We start from the raw sequence: 18,031 nt of genomic DNA on the forward strand, positions 1-18,031 counted from the left end.
CCTATTTTACTTGAAAAAAAAATATTTAAGAACCGATGATTTATTTTAAAACAGTATAAAATTATCCATTTTTTATAACGCCTATTCGTGTTCTATAAATTGTGTGATATAGCTGGCTAAAGAGAAAACTTTTCTTTTGAAAAAAATCAATTAAATTTTTGCACATGAACTTCAGTTCAGATCCAATAAATACCCTTGAAAATCTCATTGCAAGAAACAAAACCAAAAGTATATCCATATACTTAATACTCGTTTTGGCAATTATTGTTTTTTTAGTTTTGCTACCCATTATAAAAGTTGATATTAGCAGTCAGAGTCGTGGTATCATACGTAGTAAAACCGATAATGTACCTGTTGCAACAATTGTAAGTGGTCGGGTTACTTGGTTGGCTTTAAAAAATAATACTGTTGTACAAAAAGGTGACACACTTATTAAAATATCCAAGCAAAAACTGGAAAGTGATAAAAAAACGCAGGATACCTTATCCAGCTCCGTTTTGGTACTACTTAAAGATATCACTTATCTATTGCAAAACAAATCCTCTCATATACTAACATCTACTGCTCGAGAAGATCTATTTAAATTTCAAGCACGCAAAAATGAGTTACAAAGTAAAGTCTCACAAGCGGAAATTAATCATACTCGAAACATAAACTTGTATGATAAAGATATTATTGCAAAAGGCGAATATGAAAAATACGAATATGAATTGCGTTTTGCCAATCAAGCATTACAAAGTTACATAACCCAACAAAAAGCAACTTGGGAAAATCAAAAAAGAGATTTAGAAGAACGATTAAAAAACTTGAATGGCACAGTTGATAAAATAAATATAGAGTCAACTAATTATTTTGTTTTAGCTCCTATTTCAGGTACTGTCGAAAATTTTTCTGGTATTCAGGTAGGTTCTTATATTAATGCTTCTCAGTCCATCGCATCAATCTCGGCAATTGATTTTCTTATTGTAGAGAATAACGTTTCACCAAATGACATCGGACTTATACAAAAAAATCAAAAAGTAAAATTTCAATTAGACGCCTTTAATTACAATCAGTGGGGATTATTAGAAGGAAAAGTAATTGATATCGATCGAAATATAACAATGCAAGGCGAGCAAGCCTTTTTTAAAGTACGTTGCGCATTGAACTCGACAGCTATGCAATTACAATCTGGTTATAAAACCAATGTTTCGAAAGGAATGACATTAACAACAAGGTATATCATTACACGCCGTAGTCTATTCGATTTACTATTTGATAAAATCGATGATTGGCTTAATCCAAAACAATTAGAAAATAGTAATTAATATGTCTTCAATTAAAATAAAGCAACATGATATTAAAGATTGTGGTGCGGCTTGTTTGGCTTCTATAGGAAATCATTTCAAAGTCAATCTTCCTATAGCCAGAATTCGTCAGTATGCAAATACCGATAAAAGAGGTACAAATGTATTAGGTATTATTGAAGCTGCTGAAAAAATGGGTTTTACTGCCAAAGGAGTTAAAGGCGGTATGGATTCTTTAGACAAAATACCACTTCCTACTATTGCTCATGTAATTACAAAAGAACAATTGCATCATTATGTAGTTATTTATAAAGTTGAAAAGTTAAAAATAACTGTTATGGATCCTGGCTTAGGAAAAATGGAAAGTTATACTTTAGAAGACTTTAAAGAAACATGGTCGGGAGTATTAATTCTTTTTGCTCCTAATGACGATTTCAAAACGTACAATGAAAAGACTTCTCCTATAATACGTTTTTGGCAATTAATACAGCCACACAAAACGATTTTAATACAAGCATTAGTTGGTGCAATTTTATTTACAGTTTTAGGATTAGCAATGTCTATTTACATTCAAAAAATAACTGATTATGTTTTAGTGGATGGTAATAGAAATTTACTCAATTTATTAAGTATCTCTATGATTGCAATAATAGTATTGCAAGCCTACATTGGTTCGAAGAAAAGTGTCTTTGTAATGAAAACAGGGCAATTAATAGATGCTAAATTAATACTTGGATATTATAAACATTTGTTTCATCTGCCACAGCGCTTTTTTGATACTATGCAAATTGGCGAAATTACATCAAGAATAAATGATGCTGTGAAAATCCGGTCGTTTATAAATGATGTTGCTATCGAAATGATTGTAAATATTTTTATAGTAATTTTTTCATTTGCACTAATGTTCACGTATTACTGGAAATTGGCTCTAGTTATTTTACTTGTAATTCCTTTTTATGTAGCAATCTATTTTGTTCTAAACAAATTCAATAAAAAAGTAGAACGGAATATTATGGAAAATGGTGCTGAACTACAAACGCAATTAGTTGAGAGTGTTACCCATATAAGAACCGTTAAAGAATTTGGTATTGAAGAATTTTCAAATTTAAAAACGGAGAACAAATTTGTAAAATTACTGTTCACAACATATAAATCAGGATTGAATAGCATTTTTGCAAATACTTCTACCCAATTTTTGGCTTCTATATTTACTGTTATTCTTATGTGGATTGGCTCAGGCTATGTCATAGATAGAGCTATTACTCCAGGGGAGTTATTCTCGTTTTATGCTTTAATTGGATATTTTACATCGCCTGTTGCTTCTTTGATAGGCATGAACAAAACGGCTCAAAATGCTATGATTGTAGCCGATAGACTTTTTGAGATAATGGATTTAGAACGTGAAGAAACAGAAAATAAAATTGAGTTACAAAGAGAAAATATAGGAGATGTAAAATTCGAAAATGTTTCTTTTCGCTATGGGTCTCGAGTTGAAGTTTTTAAAAACTTTAATGCTGTATTCAAACAAAATGAAACAACTGCCATTGTTGGTGAAAGTGGAAGTGGCAAAACTACATTAATCTCCTTGCTCCAAAATTTGTATCCTATAAAAGAAGGGAAAATTTATATTGGAGAATATGACACACAATTTATCCATTATCAAAGTTTGAGAAATTATGTAGGTGTAATTCCACAACAGCTTAATTTGTTTTCTGGAAATATCATAGAAAACATTGCCCTAGGAGATTCTTTTCCAAACATTCAGCGTGTTATAGATTTAGCGAAACAACTAGGAATAACAGAATTTGTAGAAAAATTACCCAATGGTTTTGAAACTCAAATAGGTGAAAATGGGACTATGCTTTCCGGCGGACAGAAACAGCGCATTGCCATTGCAAGAGCTTTATATAAAAATCCAGAAATTTTATTAATGGATGAAGCAACGTCATCATTAGATACTAACTCTGAAAAAATTGTACAACATGTTATTAATGATTTTAAATCACAAGGAAAAATAGTTATTGTGATTGCTCATAGATTAAGTACGATTGCTAATGCCAATACAATTCTAGTTATGAAAGACGGAATTATTGTTGAATCAGGAAATCACAACAGCTTATTAGAATCAAAAGGCGAGTATTATAATCTATGGAACAAGCAAAATCTATTCTAAACTCTATTACAATTTAGTTGTGGTTTTTTTATCTATTTGTTAATAGCCATTGATTTCTCGTAGTGTTCTTTGCTTTTGTTCAATCTTAAAGCGAGATATGGCTTATCATGATATTTTTTAAATTTATCAGTTAGCATTTTTAAAATTATAATTCTGAATTTTCCAAAGTCAAATTTACTAGAGCTTAACGCTTAAGAAGTAATAGAGATTAAGGGTGAATATGTTAGAACATGTTTCCTTTTTGAAGGTTGTGCAACTTCTAAATCAACAATAATTCAGCACAAAACGGAAATAGATATTAATTTTAAGGGACTTGTTAGTATCCTTATGTTTTAAAGTTTTTAAATGAATGTAAAAGCGATAGTAGTAAGTGTGATAATCTTTGTTTTTAGGATGATTGACTTGGTCACAACAAAATTAGCTTTAAAGAATTTTGAAATGCAAGAACAAAATATAATTGTAAAAATGACTTCTATGAGTATGGTAACATTTTTTATTTTAGAAACTGTTTTAGCATTTTTTCTTGCGTTACTTTATTTGTATTATTCCCAAAATAGGTCTTTATTTTCTATAAACACATCTAGTCTGAAAGAGTATATCAGTTTGTATTTTTTTGATAAATCTAAATCTAAAATGAAAGATTGGTTTATTAGTTTAAACTTAAGAAAAACACTTGTTTTGTTTGGGGCTATTGCTCCTGCTTTTGTAATAACGACAAGTACATTGTTTTCATTAAACAATTACTGGGTCTATCTATTTGATGAAGGAGATGAACTTGCGATTAAATATTATCGATTATTTAATCGTCTTTATTTGTTTGATTTTATAATTTCTGTTTTTCCGGTTCTTTTTATTCTTGTTTTACTGGTACGAAAAATACGTCTCGAATACTGGTTTAGCCAGAAGGCTACATGAAATTGTAAAAGTCAGGATAAATCTAATTTAAGAAACGAAACCTATCAAATGGACTTGTTTTGTAATTAAAATAGTATATATTTACGGTTAATAGTTTCTATTGATGCTTGTTTGAAGGAAATCTTATAAATAATAAAACGCTACATAAAATGAAAAAAATCCGAATCATACTGTACATAATTACTATTGTCTATGGATTATCAATTGCATTTTTTCATATAGACTTTGTATACAAGAAACCTGTTCTTTACTTTTTAATAGGTGCTCTAATTGTTTTTGATTTAATCATTCCAAATCTTAAGAAAAAGTCGGAGCATGTAGAGTGATGAATCATAATTCATATTTGGATGATATTATTTCTGTCCAATTTTAGCGGGCGTAAGTATGATAAGTTTGTAATGAGAACAAAGTCCTTGAAATAATTACGTTGTTGAAATTTAAAAATTACCTTTTAAACTTAGAAATAGTATAAAAACATGAAAAAGCAAAATAGTTTAGAGAAGATAGTCCTTGGGAACAGAGATAAAAAACTATTATTCATAGTGTTATTGTCAATAGCATATCTTTTTTTTGTTTATTTCCTTGGGAAAATATCAGGAGAATATCTATATCATTTTATTAATTAATGGCAATAGATAAATAGTTGATTATTTAGATATTAATTATAAAACCAACCAATGCAAACTAATAAGGACTTAATTCTTAGGAATATTAAAAAACTTTCAGATTTTTTAATGGTATTGACAAAGCAAAAGCCATCAGAAATAGAAAACATTGTTGATTATATTAATGAATTCAACATAGAAACTTTTAATCTTTCTACAGAATCTCTTTTAGAGAAAGAAACGGCTGAAATATTAGAAATAGTAGGAAGCAATAATCTGGAAGATATTAAAGATTTTGCGGATTTATTGTTTTTTAATTTCTCACTTGAACATGATAAACCAAAATGGTTGCAACAATCTGAAAAAATAATTGAACTATATCGTGGTTATGAGAAGCTGTCTCTAGTGTACTCATTTGAAATTCAATCAAAAATCAATATTCTGAAGAAAGATTCTTAATTTATTGTCTTTTAAAAAGCCTTTAAGCGATTAAATAAAAGGATAATAAATTTTAGATAAGATCATATCATTCAATAGAAGTTAGTGGTTTTCGAAACTTGTAGTTCAGTAAATCTTAGATAGGGGAATTTACTTTTGAACAGCATATTAATTAAAAATATAATTATGTTATACAAAATTACAATTGATGCGGTCTGTTTTCTTATAACATTCGGAATTTATGCAATCTCAATTGCTTTATAATGTCAATTTTGAAGAACTCTTTTTCAAATTACTTAGAGATTAACTTAGAGAATATAAGTTACTTCATCTCTAAAATTAAGGAATTGTTATTAGTTTATCTTAAAATGATGCTTGTAATTCTTCTTATCGTATTTTTAATAAATTTTATAGATTTAATCATTTTTCAGCAATCTAATTTTTCTTTTTTTAAGAGTGTAAAAAAGCTACAAGATTTAAATTTCAATAAATTACCTGTCTTTTTTATTGTCTTTTTGGGGCCTTTTATGGAGGAAATAATTTTTAGATTGCCCCTAAGATTTAAAAAGAGAAACATTGTTTTATCATTGTCTTTTTTGTCTATTTATTTTGTCGGAGATAAAGTGGTAGATATTAATGTTTTCAGCTTGTATACTTGGATTAAAATAGTTCCAATTGTTTTTATAATTATCCTTTTCTATACATGTATTAAAGATTCATTACTAGAATCCATCAATAAGAAGTATTTTAAAACTATTTTTTACTTATTTACGATTTCTTTTGGGTTAATACACATTGTAAACTTTTACAAAATTGTGCCTGTGAATTTAGTGTATCTTGCTCCTATATTTGTCTTACCACAAATTACTTTGTCTTTTTTTGTAGCATATTTTAGAATGAAAAACGGTTTTATTTGGGGCTTTTTTTTGCATTCTTTATACAATTTACCAATTACTCTATTTTATTTTTTAAAGACCTAGAATTAAATAATGTCATTCGTTTTAAATGCATTGTTTAAACTAGTTTTGATTAAATTAAATATAGTTTATTTTTATAGAAACCAAAATTATTCAGTTCAGACCCAATAAGCAAAATTGATTTCAGTGTTTGCCACGGCAAAAGTTGTCAGTTTTTAAATGTTTGTTAATTAATAAACATTTGAATTTCTTGTTTTGTCAAGATACTGTAACTTTACTTTTTCGAACGCTATGAAAAGTATTTATAGTGTAAAAACCATTAAAAGTTACATCTTATGGCATCAGTATTATTTTCTCCACTTACTATAAAAAAAATCACTTTAAAGAACAGAATCGTTATTTCGCCCATGTGTCAATACTCAGCTGTTGATGGCTTTGCTAATGATTGGCATTTGGTACATTTAGGAGCTCGTGCCACTGGTGGTTCGGGACTAATCATCCAGGAGGCAACTGCGGTTTCGCCCGAAGCAAGAATCTCACCTGCAGATTTAGGGTTGTGGAATGATGAGCAAATTGAAAAATTAAAAGTAATTAATCAGTTTATAGTTTCTCAAAATGCAATTCCAGGAATTCAGATTGCGCACGCAGGAAGAAAAGCAAGTGTTTCTCCTCCTTGGGAAGGAAATAAAAAGCTAGACATCGCTCAAGGCGGATGGCAAACAGTTGCACCAAGTACCGTTGGTTATCACGATAACGAAACAGCACCAGTAGCATTGGATAAAGCTGGGATTCAAAAAGTAATTAGTGATTTTAAAGCTACTACCAAAAGAGCTGTTGTAGCAGGATATCAGGTTTTAGAAATTCATGGAGCACATGGGTATTTGTTACATCAATTTTTGTCACCATTGTCTAATTTTAGAACAGACGAATATGGAGGGAGTTTTGAAAACAGAATCCGACTTACTCTTGAAATTGTAGATGCAGTTCAATTAGAATGGCCTGCTGATTTGCCTTTGTTTGTTCGTATTTCGGCAACCGATTGGGCAGAAGGAGGATGGAGTGTCGAAGAATCAGTTCAACTTTCGAAGATTCTAAAAGATAAAGGAGTAGATGTTGTAGATGTTTCTTCAGGGGGTTTGGTTTCTCACCAAAAAATTACATTAGGTCCCAATTATCAAGTTCCTTTTGCAGAAAGAATTAAAAAAGAAACAGGAGTCTTAACAGGTGCAGTTGGTTTAATTACAGAAGCAACTCAAGCTGAAGCTATTTTAAATTCAGGTCAAGCTGATTTGATTTTGTTTGCTCGTGAATCTCTTCGTGATCCAAATTTAGGATTGCATTTTGCATCGGACTTAAACTCAGATATTCAATGGCCGAAACAATACGAAAGAGCAAAAATCTGATAAGTCACAAGAATCAAAAATAAATTATACCGTTTGAGGATAGTAGTTTGCTCGCTTAACAGTAAAAAAAACAAATACAATGCAAAAAATAAAAACAGCACTATTATCATACGGAATGTCGGGAAAAGTTTTTCACGCACCATTTATAGCCATTCATCCCGGATTTGAACTTGTAGGTTCTTGGGAGAGAAGTAAGAAATTAATACAAGAAGATTATCCAACAGTTAAAAGTTATCCAACTCTAGAAGATGTTCTTACTGATGATGTTGATTTGGTAATTGTAAATACGCCCGTTGAAACACATTATGAATATGCTAAAAAAGTTTTGGAAGCTGGAAAACATGCCATAGTCGAAAAAGCATTTACAACCACAGTAGCTCAGGCACAAGAATTAGCTGATTTAGCTAAAGCAAAAGGATTAAAATTAGCTGTTTTTCAAAACAGAAGATGGGATAGTGATTTTAAAACCATTCAAAAAGTTGTTAAAGATGGAATTCTAGGAGATTTAGTTGAAGCCGAATTTCACTTTGATCGCTATAATCCTTTATTGAGTATTAAAACTCATAAAGAAACAGCCAATTCTGGAGCTGGAATTCTAAAAGATTTAGGGCCACATTTAATAGATCAAGCGTTGCATTTGTTTGGCTTTCCAAAATCGGTTTTTGCAGATATCAGAACTACACGTGAGAATTCATTAGTAGATGATTATATAGACTTGCTTTTATATTACGATGATTTTAGAGTTCGATTGAAAGCGAGTTTCTTTGTTAGAGAAGCTAATCCAGCTTATGTAGTTCATGGAAAGAAAGGATCATTTTTAAAGCCTCGTGGTGATGTTCAGGAAGATGATTTAAAAGAGGGTAAAATTCCAAATTTAGATTGTTGGGGAACAGAGTCCGAAGATTTAAAGGGGATTTTGCATACCGAAATTGAGGGTAAAATCGTGAAAGAAAAAATTCCAACATTTCAGGGTAATTATTATGATTTTTTTGATGGAGTTTACTCATCGATTATTAATAATACAATAGCGCCCGTAACGGCAGAAGATGGTGTAAAAACAATGAAAATAATCGAAGCTGCTATTGTGAGTAGTGCGCAGCGTGAAGTTGTCAATTTATAAACAATAACGTTATAATTTATAGGAATTGATTGGGTTGAATTAATCGAATGAATGATTTTCGTAATTTTGCCCAATCAAACCCTAAATAATTCATTTTGATAGATTTAAACTTCCTTGGCAGATTTAAGACCAAAGCAAAATTCAAAAAAACGTATAAAAATGTAAAAGCATCGTATTTAAATCGAATTCGCTTTGCAGTAGGTATGTTTTATTTTGCAATGGGTTTGTGTTTTGCTACTTGGGCAAGCCGAATTCCAGATATTAAAACGGCTTTAAGTTTAAGTGAAGGACAATTAGGGTCTATTTTGTTTGCATTGCCATTAGGGCAATTGGTTGTTATGCCTTTTTCAGGTAAACTTGTGACTAAATTCGGAAGTCACAGAATTCTTATTCTTTCATTATTATTTTATGCCTTTAGTTTAACCAATCTTGGTTTAGCTACTGCGTCATGGCAATTATCGCTTGCGTTGTTTGTATTTGGAATATTTGGGAACTTAGCCAATATTGCTGTAAATACTCAAGGAGTTTATACCGAAGTTCTTTTTAAGAAAACAATAATGTCTTCCTTTCATGGTATGTGGAGTTTTGCAGGTTTTTCTGGTGCAATAGTTGGATTAGGAATGCTTGCTTTAAATCTTACACCGTATTATCATTTTGTAATTGTAGCCGCAATAGTATTGGTTATGATTGCTTTTAATTATAAATTCTTGATAAAAGCCAAAGAAAAAAGTAAAGTTATAACCGAAGAGAAGAAAAAGAAATTATTTACAAAACCCGATAGTTCATTGATTTGGTTGGGAGTAATTGGTTTTTGCTGTATGGCAAGTGAAGGTGTTATGTTTGACTGGAGTGGCGTTTACTTTAAAGATGTTGTAAAAGCTCCTGGAGCATTGGTCATTTTAGGATATACATCGTTTATGATTATGATGGCCGGAGGTCGTTTTCTTGGTGATGGATTCATTCTTAAATTTGGAAGAAAGAGAGTATTACAAGTAAGCGGATTGGTTATATCAATTGGACTTTTTACCTCAGTATTGTTTCCATATATAATTCCTTGTACGATCGCTTTTATGTTTGTAGGACTTGGTGTTTCTACAGTTGTACCAACATTGTATAGCGTAGCAGGAAAAAATCCTACTGTTCCTGCAGGAGAAGCTTTAACGATAGTTTCGAGTGTGAGTTTCTTAGGTTTCTTAATGGGCCCTCCTGTTATTGGCTATATCGCTGAAGCTTTTGGGCTTCGTTTTTCTTTTGCATTTATTGGAATCTTCGGATTTTTAATTGCTTTTATGGTTTCTAGGATAAAAGCTATAGACTAGACTTTTTTTAATACCATTGTTGTTCTAGAGTGTCTTCTCTTTTTGTTTTAAATTAATATAAGAAAAATAGCATATTTTGTTTTTCTTGTCTATATTTGATGCATTCAAGTATAGTGTAATTCTTACTTTACCTTGTTTTAAAGTACCACTTTTATTAAAACGCTTTTTCAGAAACATCTTTTTGATTGTTGTTGTGAGTTTATAATTCATTATTTCAAATTATAACAAAGTCAAATTTTAATCCTAAGATTTCATAGTTAAGAATCTTAGAAAGTTAAAAATGATATTCTGTTTTATAAAAAAGTATGCAACTATAATTTTACTCATATCACAAGCTGGGATTGCTTTTGCGCAAAATGAGACTGGTTTCCGAGGAAAAATTATTGATTCTAAAACACAAAATGCGCTTCAATATGTTGTGGTTAGTATTCAGAATTCTACAATTCTGCAACTAACCTCAAGTGATGGGACATTTAAGTTAGTTTTACAATCAGAAGGAAATCAATTGTTATTACTACACAGTCAGGGATATAAAGATTTATTGTTTCCGGTCAAAGTAGTTTCTGGTGAAATGATAGATTTAGGTGTTTTAGTTTTAGAAGAAGATCATCAAATTGGATCAGAAGCTTCTGTAATTGCATTGTCAGAAAGTGATTTAACAGAGGATAATTCTAGTTCCGATAGTACCTCAGGACTTTTGCAATCCTCACGAGATGCTTTTATGCAAGCATCGGCTTTTAATTGGGGGCAAGCACGTTTTAGGATGCGAGGATTAGATAGTGAGCATGCTAAGTTGACTATCAATGGAATCACAATGAATAAAATGTATGATGGACGACCACAATGGGGAAATTGGGGAGGTCTAAATGATGCTACGCGAAATCAAGAATTCTCAGTAGGGGGAGCCACTTCAGATTATACTTTTGGAGGTATTTTAGGAGCGCAACAAATTAATACACGAGCTTCAATCTATAGAGCAAGTTCTCGAATTACATTTTCGAGTAGTAATACAAACTATAGCCATCGCGTAATGGGAACTTATGCCACAGGTTTAATGTCTACGGGATGGTCTTATGTTATTTCAGCAGCTAAAAGAAAGGCAAATGAAGGTTTCTTTGAAGGAACTAACTACGACGCTGATTCTTTTTTTATGAGTATTGAAAAAAAAATAAATACGCAGCATTCTTTCAATTTTACAGGATTCTATACGCCAAATTCAAAAGGGAAGAATTCACCAAATACAGCTGAGGTCACACAACTTACTAGTGAGAAATATAATTCTTATTGGGGGTGGCAAAATGGAAAGAAAAGGAATGCGAGAATTAAAAAAGTAGAAGAACCTATTTTAATCTTGAATCATTTTTTTAAAATAGATGATAAAATAACACTGAATTCTAGTGTAGCATATCAGTTTGGTAAAGTAAGCAATAGTAATATAGATTATCAAAATGCGAATAGTCCCGACCCAATTCATTATCGTAAATTACCGAGTTTTTATAGTTCAATTTATACAAAAGACAAGGGAGAACACTCAGGCGATTTTACTCCAGATTATGAAAATTCCAAGAATAATAAATTGCTTTTTCTAGAAAATTCGCAAATAGATTGGAATGAATTATATCGGACAAATCAAACGCTATTACCAAATTCTAGTGGTATGGGTGCTAATTATAGTCCTGCAAAAAGTCATTATGTTTTATATGAAGGTAGAACCGATGACATAACGATTGCTTTTAATTCAAATATAAATTCTCAATTAACAGAAAATATAATTTTTAACGGTGGATTTACTTTTAGAAAATTAAAATCACATAATTACCAGTTACTCACGGATTTATTAGGGGGTTTGTATTATGAGGATGTCGATTTGTTTTACAAAGGAGATCAGTCGCAATCTGATTTAATTAATCCGAATAGGAAGGTTGGAGTTGGAGATTTTTACCGATATAATTATAATTTTCTTGCTAATACAATTGACTTTTTTACACAATTTAAATTTGCGTATCGTAAAGTCGACTTTCATCTTGCTCAAGCTTTCTCTAGTTCAACCTATCAAAGAGAAGGTTTGTATCAAAACGGAATTTATGCTAATAATTCTTTTGGGAAAAGCAAGAAAGTGAATTTCGAAAACTTTGCTTTCAAAGGAGGTTTGACTTATAAAATATCAGGAAAACAATGGTTATTTTTTAATGGGGTCTATTTAACTCAAGCACCTACAATTAGAAATACATTTCCTAATGCTCGACTCAATAATAGCATCGTCGACGGCATAGAGAGTACTAATGTTAGTAGCGTTGAGGGGAATTATATTTTTCGCTCACCTAAGATCAAAGCGCGACTAACAGGATATTATTCTTTGATAAAAAATGCAACGCAGACTTCTTTCTTTTATGCTGAGGGTATTTTTGATATGGGTGCAGGTTCTAGTAATGCCAACGCCTTTGTAAGCCAGATATTAACCCATTTTAATAAAAAAAACATTGGTGGAGAATTGAGTTTTGAGTATCAAATTTCGCCAATTTTAAAAACAATTCTGTCTGTAGCTTACGGGCAATATACATATGATAGTAATCCCAATGTTATAATTACAAATGATGCAAGAGCTTCTGTAGAAAATAGTAATCCCGTTTTTAATTTTGGGACTGCGATATTAAAGAATTATAAACAGCCAGGAATGCCTCAACAAGCTTATTCGTTTGGAGTTGAATATCGAAATCCTAAGTATTGGTGGCTCGGAAGCAATATAAATTATCTTTCAAATTCTTATATAGATGTTTCTCCTATTTCTAGAACAGCACAGTTTTATATTAACCCTAAAAACAGTTTTCCTTTTCCTGAAGCATCAAAAGAAAGAGCTAAGGTGTTATTAAAACAAGAAAAGTTTAGTCCTATTTCTTTATTAAATATTACAGGAGGCAAATCTTGGCGTATCCGGGAAAATATGTATCCCTATTTGTAAGTATTAATAATGCATTGAATAAAACGTATAAAACTGGTGGTTTTGAACAGGCAAGAAATGCCAATTTTCGCCGATTAGATCAGCAAGAAGCAAGTGGTACGCCTTCATTTGGACCAAAATATTTTTACGGATATGGTAGAACTTATTTTGGGAATTTAGCAATTAACCTATGAATTTTAAAAAAGTAATAATGATGAAAATCAGATATAGCTCTTTAGTTTTTTTTATAATAACTCTTGTTCTTTTAGGCTGTGTTGGAGAGGAAACAGCGATACCGGAATTGAAGTGTAATCAGACCGATTTAGTTGTAAATACATCGGCCGTTGAGGTTCGTAATAATATTAAGCCTGTTCCTACTAAGTATTTGTATGATGATATTATCGTAGGGTATGTAGTCTCAAGTGATGAATCGGGAAATTTTTTTAAAACAATATCTTTTCAAACACTTCCTACCGATACTGTTGCAGCACAAGGATTTAGTGTCGGAATTGATGCCTCTAATACATATGTGAGTTATAAAGTTGGGAGAAAGGTATTTGTTAGATTAAAGAATCAATTTACAGATATTAATTTTGGGAGTTTACGAATAGGAAGCTTGTTTGTAAATGCTTATGGGGATGCTTCAGTTGGTCGCATTGCACAAAATGATTATTTTAATGTGCTCCATGCTTCTTGTGAAGTTATTGATGAGAGTAAGTTGGTCCGCTCACTTTCAATCTCAGAATTATTAAATGATGACAATATAAATACTTTGGTTGAATTGTCTGATGTTCAATTTTCAGATGCAGCTATGGGAAGGCATTATTTTGAAGAAACAAATAAGATTGGCGGTGCTACCAATTGGAATTTGCGTGATAAAGATGGGAATCAGGTAATTTTTAGAACCAGTAGTTACGCCAAATTCGCAACAAGTTTTGTGCCGAAAGGCAGTGGAAGAGTTCGTGGGATTTTAACTAAATACGGTTCAGATTATCAAATTATGGTTCGATCAGAGAAAGATATAATAATGGATGGAAAACGTACTGTTCCTTTCTTCTCAGAAGATTTCCAATTGATGCAGAACAATGTGAATTTCAGTCTCCCAGGTTGGAGCAATATCGTAGAGAAAGGAACCAAACTATGGAAGAGTATTGTTTATGCGGGTAATGGTTATGCTGAATTTAATACAACAGCTACAACTGCTACTGAAATTGTAGCATGGTTGGTATCTCCCAAAATAAATTTAAATGATTATAAAAATGCAGTATTGTCTTTTAGAAGTGCACAACATGATTTAAAAGTTGATTCTCCATTGAATTCTCTAGAGGTTTATGTGTCGGATAATTTTGATGGTTCTAACGTAGCTAAAGCAAAATGGACTAAACTAGAAGCTACATTCCCTACATTATCAACTCCAGTTCGTCAATTTATAAGTTCAGATCGAATCGATTTGTCTTCGTATTCAGGTGATATTTATATTGCGTTTAAGTATGTGGGATCGGGAAAAGATAAAGTTCTTAACGGTGCCTTTATGGTAGATGATGTTGTTATTGTAGGAGATAAGTAAGGATGGTGTATCTGGTGTGATTTTTATGTTAAGTGTAAGTTCTTGGTATTCAATTGATATGTTGCTGTTTTTGTTGAATGTATATGATTCGGTTTAGTTTTATGGTCAAGAAAATAATATTCTTTCTATGTTTTTTGTATTTTGGCCATCCCAAATTGATATAAAATACCATGACGAAAAATTACTTCATCGCCATTTTTACAATGGCTTTTTCATGTTTGATCCATAGTCAAGATCAACCAGTTAAGTTAAAACAAATAAATGTCGTTAAGACAAATTACCGCGATTCCAAAAGTGGAGAGATAGAAAATAAAACTGTTTTGTTTCAGGACGGTAAACTTCTGACTATAAAAACATCCGATGTTGTGCATAGTTTTTTTTACAATCCAAAAGGACTTTTGGATATGACTGTAAAAGAGAGAGTAGGTAGTAACTGGAAAGAAGTTGTAAAATATAGTTACGACAAAGACGATAGAATTACTAAGTTCATGAAGAAGTACGATGAAAATGGTGAGACTGTAACTAAGACAGTAACTATGGCTTATGAAGGAGCAAGAATAAAAGTAATAACCAAAAAAAGTAATATACATACCGTACTTGAGGACATTGAGTATGTAGTTGAAAAAGGACTTGTCATAAGACGTTCTTCTAGAGATAGAAATCAGCAGATTTTCAATAAAATTGAATATGCATATTTTAATGATAATGTAGTGCGTCACAAAGGAGTGCTGGGTGAAAAAATGATTAATAGTTTTACTTTTGATGACAAAAAATCGGTTGATTTATTGATTGTACAAAACTTATTTGGTCCTAATTACAAAGTAATTGTACCTTTAATTTCTTTTCACGAAGATGAATTTAGTTTTGAATCTATCTCTTATAATAATGAATTGGCATTTGCTCCTTCTATAACAAATTACACTGGAGTATCAGGAAAATACAAGTATAATGTACTAAATTATCCTATATCATCTTCTTTTTTAGAGCAAAATGGAATTGTGAAAATTGATAAAACGTATATTTACGAATAGGAATTATTACCGAATAGTAACTAAAGTCTTTGATTTTGTATTTAAAAAAATACATCAATTGGCTTTAGTACCTTGCAAATCACTAAATTTGTAGCTTATTTAAAGTTATGTTAGAAAAAGAAGTACTAAATTTTGAGAAAACAGCCATTGTTGGGATTGTAACTCAAAATCAAAGTGAAGAGAAGTTAAATGAATATCTGGACGAGTTAGAGTTTCTGACTTATACTGCTGGCGGAGAAGTTATAAAACGCTTCACGCAAAAGATGGAACGTCCGAATCCTAAAACTTTTGTTGGAACTGGTAAAATAGACGAGATCAATCTTTTTGTAAAAGAGCACGGTGTTTCGACTTTGATCTTTGATGATGAATTGTCTCCTTCGCAACAAAAGAATATCTCTAAAATTATAGATTGTAAAATCCTAGATAGAACGCACTTAATTCTTGATATTTTTGCTCAAAGAGCTGAAACTTCTTATGCAAGAACTCAGGTTGAATTGGCACAATGCCAATATCTATTACCTAGACTTTCTGGAATGTGGACTCACCTTGAGCGTCAAAAAGGGGGTATCGGAATGCGTGGGCCTGGAGAGACTGAAATCGAGACAGATAGACGTATCGTTCGTGACCGTATTGCTTTATTGAAAGAGAAAATAAAAACTATCGATAAGCAAATGGGTGTGCAACGAAGTAATCGTGGTGCAATGGTTCGTGTGGCTTTAGTAGGATACACAAATGTTGGGAAATCAACATTAATGAATGCTATTGGAAAAAGCGATGTTTTTGTAGAAAATAAGCTGTTTGCTACATTAGATACAACAGTTCGTAAAGTAGTAATTAAAAATTTACCTTTCTTACTCTCTGATACAGTTGGTTTTATACGTAAGCTACCAACTCAATTAGTTGATTCGTTTAAGAGTACACTTGATGAGGTTCGTGAAGCAGATTTGTTATTACATATTGTAGATATCTCTCACCCAGATTTTGAAGATCATATTGCATCTGTCAATCAAACCTTATTAGATATTAAGGCTAATGATAAGCCGGTTATTATGGTTTTTAATAAAATAGATGCTTACAAGCATTTAACGATTGATGAGGATGATTTAATTACCGAGAAAACACCTAGACATTACACGTTAGAGGAGTGGAAGTCAACTTGGATGCATCGATTAGGTGAGCAAAACGCTTTGTTTATTTCGGCAACAAACAAAGAGAATTTCGAAGAATTTAGAGAGCGAGTATATGAGTCGGTTAGACAAATTCATATTACAAGATTTCCTTATAATAAATTTTTGTATCCTGATTATAAGGATGCAGTTGAAAAAGAAGATGAAGAATAAAAAAAAGCGCTTTAAAGCGCTTTTTTTTATGTTTTAAAATATGTAATTTATACCTAAACCAAAAACTTCTCTGGTTTGAAAACCTTGAAATGCATTGTCGTCATAAATTGCTTGAAATGATAAGTTAGTCGACAAGAATTTATTTATTTTCATTACAATATTTAAGGAGTAGTCAATATCGACATTTTGTGGGTCTTCGAGATAATTTGAATATAAGTTTAAAATGTTCTCTGCAGAAACATTTGTCATGATATCCAGCTTATAATATGCCGAAGCATAAAAACCTAATTCGTAACGCATCGTTTTGTTTGCTTTAACACCAAAATAAGACTCGTCTACGTATCCAATTTGAGAAGTGTAGTATTTGTCTACAAAAGTCATTTTAGAGGTTAGAGGGGCGAAATTTAGTTTTAAATTGTCGTGCTTCTTCCAGAAAATACCAGGACCAAAGGTGAGATACCCTGGAGACAAGAAATTGGTGTTTTCAGTTCGTATTTCGGCACCATTTACATCTTTACCATATACGTATCCTTTAGTGAATTGTGTTCTGAAATTTACAAAGAAGGAATAGTACCAATTACCAAATGCTCTTTTCCCATAAATAGAATTAATCTCTAATCGGTCATCGGTTTTTTTCTCAAAGTCTGAATTCTCCGTTTGTAAAATACCATATGAAGCTAGAATTTTGTTATCCCAACTAATGTCGTCTTTCTTGTAATTGATGTTGTAGTTAAGGCCTAAATTCCCTGAGATGTTATTCTCTCCTCCTGCAATCCAATTGTTGAAATTTGACTGATTAAAAAGGAATGAAATATTCCCTGTACTTTTCCATCCATTTGCTGTAGTATCGGATATGAATTTAACAGCTTTTTCGGTGTTCTTTACTAATTCTTTTTCGGTGTTTTGTGCCTGTACTAGCGAAAAGCTTGCTAGAAAGATTAAAAGGACTTGAAGACAATTTTTCATACGTTCCTTGTTT

At 31.4% G+C, this 18,031-nt stretch carries 13 protein-coding genes; 12 read left to right on the plus strand and 1 reads right to left on the minus strand.

Annotated elements, in window-relative coordinates:
• Positions 1 to 164 precede the first annotated feature (164 nt).
• The 12 genes from QWY99_RS21015 to hflX all read left to right on the plus strand — a co-directional run bounded on the left by QWY99_RS21015 (position 165) and on the right by hflX (position 17,052).
• Entirely contained in the window at positions 165 to 1,307 is a 1,143-nt protein-coding gene (locus tag QWY99_RS21015) for an HlyD family secretion protein (RefSeq protein WP_290267767.1), read from the plus strand.
• A gap of 1 nt (position 1,308) precedes the next feature.
• Positions 1,309 to 3,459 carry a peptidase domain-containing ABC transporter gene (locus tag QWY99_RS21020; protein ID WP_290267768.1) on the plus strand — a complete coding sequence of 717 codons (2,151 nt, stop codon included), beginning with the start codon at positions 1,309 to 1,311 and terminating at the stop codon, positions 3,457 to 3,459.
• 345 nt (positions 3,460 to 3,804) lie between these two features.
• Positions 3,805 to 4,374 carry a hypothetical protein gene (locus QWY99_RS21025; protein WP_290267770.1) on the plus strand — a complete coding sequence of 190 codons (570 nt, stop codon included), beginning with the start codon at positions 3,805 to 3,807 and terminating at the stop codon, positions 4,372 to 4,374.
• A gap of 677 nt (positions 4,375 to 5,051) precedes the next feature.
• Positions 5,052 to 5,438 carry a hypothetical protein gene (locus QWY99_RS21030; protein WP_290267772.1) on the plus strand — a complete coding sequence of 129 codons (387 nt, stop codon included), beginning with the start codon at positions 5,052 to 5,054 and terminating at the stop codon, positions 5,436 to 5,438.
• 1,231 nt (positions 5,439 to 6,669) lie between these two features.
• Positions 6,670 to 7,737: an NADH:flavin oxidoreductase/NADH oxidase gene (locus QWY99_RS21035; protein ID WP_290267774.1), complete on the plus strand. Its 1,068-nt coding sequence runs from the start codon at positions 6,670 to 6,672 to the stop codon at positions 7,735 to 7,737.
• A 79-nt stretch (positions 7,738 to 7,816) separates the two neighbouring features.
• Positions 7,817 to 8,857, plus strand: coding sequence for a Gfo/Idh/MocA family oxidoreductase (locus QWY99_RS21040; RefSeq protein WP_290267777.1), 1,041 nt, complete (start codon positions 7,817 to 7,819; stop codon positions 8,855 to 8,857).
• Between the two features lie 95 nt (positions 8,858 to 8,952).
• Positions 8,953 to 10,176, plus strand: coding sequence for an MFS transporter (locus tag QWY99_RS21045; protein ID WP_290267779.1), 1,224 nt, complete (start codon positions 8,953 to 8,955; stop codon positions 10,174 to 10,176).
• Between the two features lie 280 nt (positions 10,177 to 10,456).
• Complete coding sequence (locus QWY99_RS21050) at positions 10,457 to 13,135, plus strand: carboxypeptidase-like regulatory domain-containing protein (protein WP_353960586.1); 2,679 nt, start codon at positions 10,457 to 10,459, stop codon at positions 13,133 to 13,135.
• A complete protein-coding gene (locus QWY99_RS22305) occupies positions 13,099 to 13,308 on the plus strand; it encodes a hypothetical protein (RefSeq protein ID WP_353960587.1) in 210 nt (69 codons plus the stop codon). The genes QWY99_RS21050 and QWY99_RS22305 overlap by 37 nt, the downstream gene beginning before the upstream one ends.
• A gap of 17 nt (positions 13,309 to 13,325) precedes the next feature.
• Positions 13,326 to 14,681, plus strand: coding sequence for a DUF5689 domain-containing protein (locus QWY99_RS21055; RefSeq protein ID WP_353960588.1), 1,356 nt, complete (start codon positions 13,326 to 13,328; stop codon positions 14,679 to 14,681).
• Between the two features lie 170 nt (positions 14,682 to 14,851).
• The gene (locus tag QWY99_RS21060; protein WP_290267781.1) at positions 14,852 to 15,712 is read left to right on the plus strand and encodes a hypothetical protein; all 861 of its coding nucleotides are present in this window, start codon (positions 14,852 to 14,854) and stop codon (positions 15,710 to 15,712) included.
• A 107-nt stretch (positions 15,713 to 15,819) separates the two neighbouring features.
• Positions 15,820 to 17,052: a GTPase HflX gene (gene hflX, locus QWY99_RS21065; protein WP_290267784.1), complete on the plus strand. Its 1,233-nt coding sequence runs from the start codon at positions 15,820 to 15,822 to the stop codon at positions 17,050 to 17,052.
• Between the two features lie 33 nt (positions 17,053 to 17,085).
• On the opposite strand, the gene QWY99_RS21070 is transcribed toward hflX, so the two are convergent.
• A complete protein-coding gene (locus tag QWY99_RS21070; RefSeq protein ID WP_290267786.1) occupies positions 17,086 to 18,018 on the minus strand; it encodes a DUF3078 domain-containing protein in 933 nt (310 codons plus the stop codon).
• Between the last annotated feature and the right edge of the window lie 13 nt (positions 18,019 to 18,031).

The organism is Flavobacterium branchiarum, from assembly GCF_030409845.1.
GTDB classification, from domain to species: domain Bacteria; phylum Bacteroidota; class Bacteroidia; order Flavobacteriales; family Flavobacteriaceae; genus Flavobacterium; species Flavobacterium branchiarum.

Coding starts and splice junctions, on each gene's coding strand:
- QWY99_RS21030 (WP_290267772.1), top strand. CDS start 5,052: ATGCAAACTAATAAGGACTTAATTCTTAGGAATATTAAAAAACTTTCA.
- QWY99_RS21035 (WP_290267774.1), top strand. CDS start 6,670: ATGGCATCAGTATTATTTTCTCCACTTACTATAAAAAAAATCACTTTA.
- QWY99_RS21025 (WP_290267770.1), top strand. CDS start 3,805: ATGAATGTAAAAGCGATAGTAGTAAGTGTGATAATCTTTGTTTTTAGG.
- QWY99_RS21060 (WP_290267781.1), top strand. CDS start 14,852: ATGACGAAAAATTACTTCATCGCCATTTTTACAATGGCTTTTTCATGT.
- QWY99_RS21020 (WP_290267768.1), top strand. CDS start 1,309: ATGTCTTCAATTAAAATAAAGCAACATGATATTAAAGATTGTGGTGCG.
- hflX (WP_290267784.1), top strand. CDS start 15,820: ATGTTAGAAAAAGAAGTACTAAATTTTGAGAAAACAGCCATTGTTGGG.
- QWY99_RS21055 (WP_353960588.1), top strand. CDS start 13,326: ATGATGAAAATCAGATATAGCTCTTTAGTTTTTTTTATAATAACTCTT.
- QWY99_RS21015 (WP_290267767.1), top strand. CDS start 165: ATGAACTTCAGTTCAGATCCAATAAATACCCTTGAAAATCTCATTGCA.
- QWY99_RS21040 (WP_290267777.1), top strand. CDS start 7,817: ATGCAAAAAATAAAAACAGCACTATTATCATACGGAATGTCGGGAAAA.
- QWY99_RS21050 (WP_353960586.1), top strand. CDS start 10,457: ATGATATTCTGTTTTATAAAAAAGTATGCAACTATAATTTTACTCATA.
- QWY99_RS21070 (WP_290267786.1), bottom strand. CDS start 18,018: ATGAAAAATTGTCTTCAAGTCCTTTTAATCTTTCTAGCAAGCTTTTCG.